This window comes from Leeuwenhoekiella aequorea, assembly GCF_004104375.1.
Taxonomy (GTDB): Bacteria; Bacteroidota; Bacteroidia; order Flavobacteriales; family Flavobacteriaceae; genus Leeuwenhoekiella; species Leeuwenhoekiella aequorea.
Window position 1 is genome coordinate 2,501 of the sequence record NZ_QOVM01000010.1, and the last position, 4,103, is coordinate 6,603.

The 4,103-nt window shown below is 42.2% G+C and carries 2 tRNA genes and 2 rRNA genes (1 of these 4 cut by a window edge); all 4 read right to left on the reverse strand.

Annotated elements, in window-relative coordinates:
- Window positions 1-625 (reverse strand): 23S ribosomal RNA (locus DSM00_RS15360); it reaches 2,207 nt to the left of the window's first position.
- Window positions 626-873: 248 nt separating this feature from the next.
- Window positions 874-947: transfer RNA gene (locus DSM00_RS15365), tRNA-Ala, on the reverse strand.
- A 142-nt stretch (window positions 948-1,089) separates the two neighbouring features.
- Window positions 1,090-1,163, reverse strand: a tRNA-Ile gene (locus tag DSM00_RS15370).
- Between the two features lie 154 nt (window positions 1,164-1,317).
- Window positions 1,318-2,839, reverse strand: a 16S ribosomal RNA gene (locus DSM00_RS15375).
- The 16S and 23S rRNA genes sit together here with 2 tRNA genes alongside, the layout of an rRNA operon.
- Window positions 2,840-4,103: the final 1,264 nt, after the last annotated feature.

Below are 4,103 nucleotides of genomic sequence, written 5' to 3' on the forward strand. Positions count from 1 at the left end.
CCTTGCTAGATAAAGTAACTCGTAGGCTCATTATGCAAAAGGCACGCCGTCACAACTTACGTCGCTCCGACCGCTTGTAGGCGTATGGTTTCAGGATCTATTTCACTCCCTTGTTCAGGGTTCTTTTCACCTTTCCCTCACGGTACTGGTTCACTATCGGTCTCTCAGGAGTATTTAGCCTTAGCGGATGGTCCCGCCAGATTCATACAGGGTTTCACGTGCCCCGCACTACTCAGGATACCACTATCTATAACGCTCTTTACCTATACCGGGCTATCACCGTCTATGGCCACTCTTTCCAAAGTGTTCTAATTCATTACGCATAAAATGTCGTGGTCCTACAACCCCGGTCCTGCCGTAACAGAACCGGTTTGGGCTAATCCGAGTTCGCTCGCCGCTACTATCGGAATCACTTTTGTTTTCTCTTCCTCCGGGTACTTAGATGTTTCAGTTCCCCGGGTTTGCCTCCTTGCGGATACTATACCTTCAGTATAGTGGGTTGCCCCATTCGGATATCTGCGGATCAATTTGTATGTGCCAATCCCCGCAGCTTTTCGCAGCTTATCACGTCCTTCATCGCCTCTGAGAGCCTAGGCATTCCCCATACGCCCTTATTTAGCTTATTGTACTTCTTGCTCTTATAAGGACTAGGTATTGCTACCAAGCCTTTGTATTCTTTATTCTAATGAGTTCTATCTATAATATATAATTAACTATTACTAGCTAACTAAAAATTTGTTTCTCTCGTATTCTTATTATTTCCCAATATGTCAATGAACGTGTGGCGAGTCGCCACTGACAATAAATTGCCAATGATTTCTCAGCCGCGATACACAATGAAATAGAACTTGTCTATCTCAGGGCATCGCCCTGTGGAGAATATCGGAGTCGAACCGATGACCTCCTGCGTGCAAGGCAGGCGCTCTAGCCAGCTGAGCTAATCCCCCATTGTTTAAAAGTTAGTTAACAGTTATTAGTTAACAGTACTTATAACGGCTACTCAACCTCTAAAATTTCCTTCAATATCTTTTTTATGAACTAAATGCCTCAAGCTTATAACCTAAAACATATATGTGCCTTAGCACATAGTAGTCTCAGGCAGACTCGAACTGCCGACCTCTACATTATCAGTGTAGCGCTCTAACCAGCTGAGCTATGAGACTGTCCTTTATTTATCAATCGAATGACTCACTACTTAAAGTGAGCCATCAATCGAAAAATATCTTGAATCAACAACATTAAAAACTAAAATAAGTATTCGAACTTTTCTTTCCTTATAGTCGCGTCTTTTCTACCCATTGGGTAGAGAAGCTCTAGAAAGGAGGTGTTCCAGCCGCACCTTCCGGTACGGCTACCTTGTTACGACTTAGCCCCAGTTACCGGTTTTACCCTAGGCCGCTCCTTGCGGTGACGGACTTCAGGTACCCCCAGCTTCCATGGCTTGACGGGCGGTGTGTACAAGGCCCGGGAACGTATTCACCGCATCATGGCTGATATGCGATTACTAGCGATTCCAGCTTCACGGGGTCGAGTTGCAGACCCCGATCCGAACTGTGATAGGTTTTATAGATTCGCTCCGCCTTGCGACGTGGCTGCTCTCTGTACCTACCATTGTAGCACGTGTGTGGCCCAGGACGTAAGGGCCGTGATGATTTGACGTCATCCCCACCTTCCTCACAGTTTGCACTGGCAGTCTTGTTAGAGTTCCCGACATTACTCGATGGCAACTAACAACAGGGGTTGCGCTCGTTATAGGACTTAACCTGACACCTCACGGCACGAGCTGACGACAACCATGCAGCACCTTGTAATCTGTCCGAAGAAAAATCTGTTTCCAAATCTGTCAGACTACATTTAAGCCCTGGTAAGGTTCCTCGCGTATCATCGAATTAAACCACATGCTCCACCGCTTGTGCGGGCCCCCGTCAATTCCTTTGAGTTTCATTCTTGCGAACGTACTCCCCAGGTGGGTTACTTATCACTTTCGCTTGGCCACCCAGCTCTCAATCGAGCCGGACAGCTAGTAACCATCGTTTACGGCGTGGACTACCAGGGTATCTAATCCTGTTCGCTCCCCACGCTTTCGTCCATCAGTGTCAATCAATTATTAGTAGCCTGCCTTCGCAATTGGTATTCTATGTAATATCTATGCATTTCACCGCTACACTACATATTCTAGCTACTTCATAACAATTCAAGACTAACAGTATCAATGGCAATTCTACAGTTGAGCTGCAGACTTTCACCACTGACTTATTAGTCCACCTACGGACCCTTTAAACCCAATGATTCCGGATAACGCTTGCACCCTCCGTATTACCGCGGCTGCTGGCACGGAGTTAGCCGGTGCTTATTCTTACGGTACCGTCATCAGACTACACGTAGTCCTTATTCTTCCCGTATAAAAGCAGTTTACAACCCATAGGGCCGTCTTCCTGCACGCGGCATGGCTGGATCAGGCTTTCGCCCATTGTCCAATATTCCTCACTGCTGCCTCCCGTAGGAGTCTGGTCCGTGTCTCAGTACCAGTGTGGGGGATCTCCCTCTCAGGACCCCTACCTATCGAAGCCTAGGTGTGCCGTTACCACACCTACTAGCTAATAGGACGCATGCTCATCTTGTACCGTAACCTTTACTATATAAATGATGCCAATCATATAGACTATGGAGGATTAATCCAAGTTTCCCTGGGCTATACTCCAGTACAAGGCAGATTGCATACGCGTTACGCACCCGTGCGCCACTCGTCAGCTTCCCGAAGGAACTGTTACCGTTCGACTTGCATGTGTTAGGCCTGCCGCTAGCGTTCATCCTGAGCCAGGATCAAACTCTTCATCGTAGTGTTTTTTATAATATCCACGATATAAGGAAATTTAATTACCTACTCCTAAAAGCAGGTGCTCAAAATGGTTATTCTAGTCTTTAATTCAAATATTATCTATCTCTAAATAATACGCGTTGTCAATTCAATATGTCAAGGAACTTTCTCTTAATATATAAGAGAACTTCTTCGGTAGATGCTAAGGAATCGAACCTTAATTTTTATTGCCAAATCACCCTTTTTCAATGTGCGTCGCTTGCTCTGAAAGCGGCTGCAAATATATAACATTTTTTATTTACCAAACAAGCTAAAAATTATATTTTTTTTTAAGCTAATTTCTAATAAACAACTCAAGAACTAAACCCAATTTCCATACCCGAAAACCGGAGGGCAAAGATAACACCCTTTTTTAATTCAGCAAGCTTTTAATTCGCTTTATTTTTATAACCTCTCTCTCAACGAACGTAAAACCGATTCTTATACCCGATTTTGGAGGCGCAAATATAGAACCATTATTTAACCCCGCAAGCACTTTCTTAAACTAATTTTAATATTTTTATAGAACGCCTATAAACCAATACCTTAAAACTCAAAATAATTTTAAAAGATTCTTAATTCTGATGTTTCTGTACATCCTACTGCCATTCAGAAGTATTTTAAAAAGATCGATTTTAATAAACTAATTGAAATTACTCGGTAAACAACACCCATACTTATTGCTTTTTTTCATAAAAAATAGCTCGCACAATATTCTAAAAAATCTTGTTTTAAGAACTAAGTCAGCTATCAAAGCTCCTTCAAAGAGTTCTAAAAAATCATTAAAAAATAAAGAATAAGAATTTTGGTCGCTTTCATAAACCATCAACTAGAAAAATCATAGTAATTCTTAATGCTTATATAGTACTAGCTTCAAGAAGTAAATAGTTTAGTTCAATAAAATATTTAAAATTTATCGGAAGGACAGATCATCGATAAAACCAAATCTAATTCACAACTACTAAGAACCTGCCTGATGAAGCTTTCTTAATTCAATAAAAGAGATTGTAATGGTCAACTCTGAATTAGATCTATAGCTGTTGATTAGTTTTCAGCTTTGGAGTATAGGCTAAATGAAGAACTAACCTGCAGACTTATTAAGTTGCAGCCTTTAGTTTATGTTACAATGTGGAGTATGTTTATTTTTTGAGTTTGGAGCAAAAAAAATCCGCATCATTTACTGATGCGGATTTCTAAAACAAGGCGGCGACCTACTCTCCCACGAGATGCAGTACCATCGGCGCAA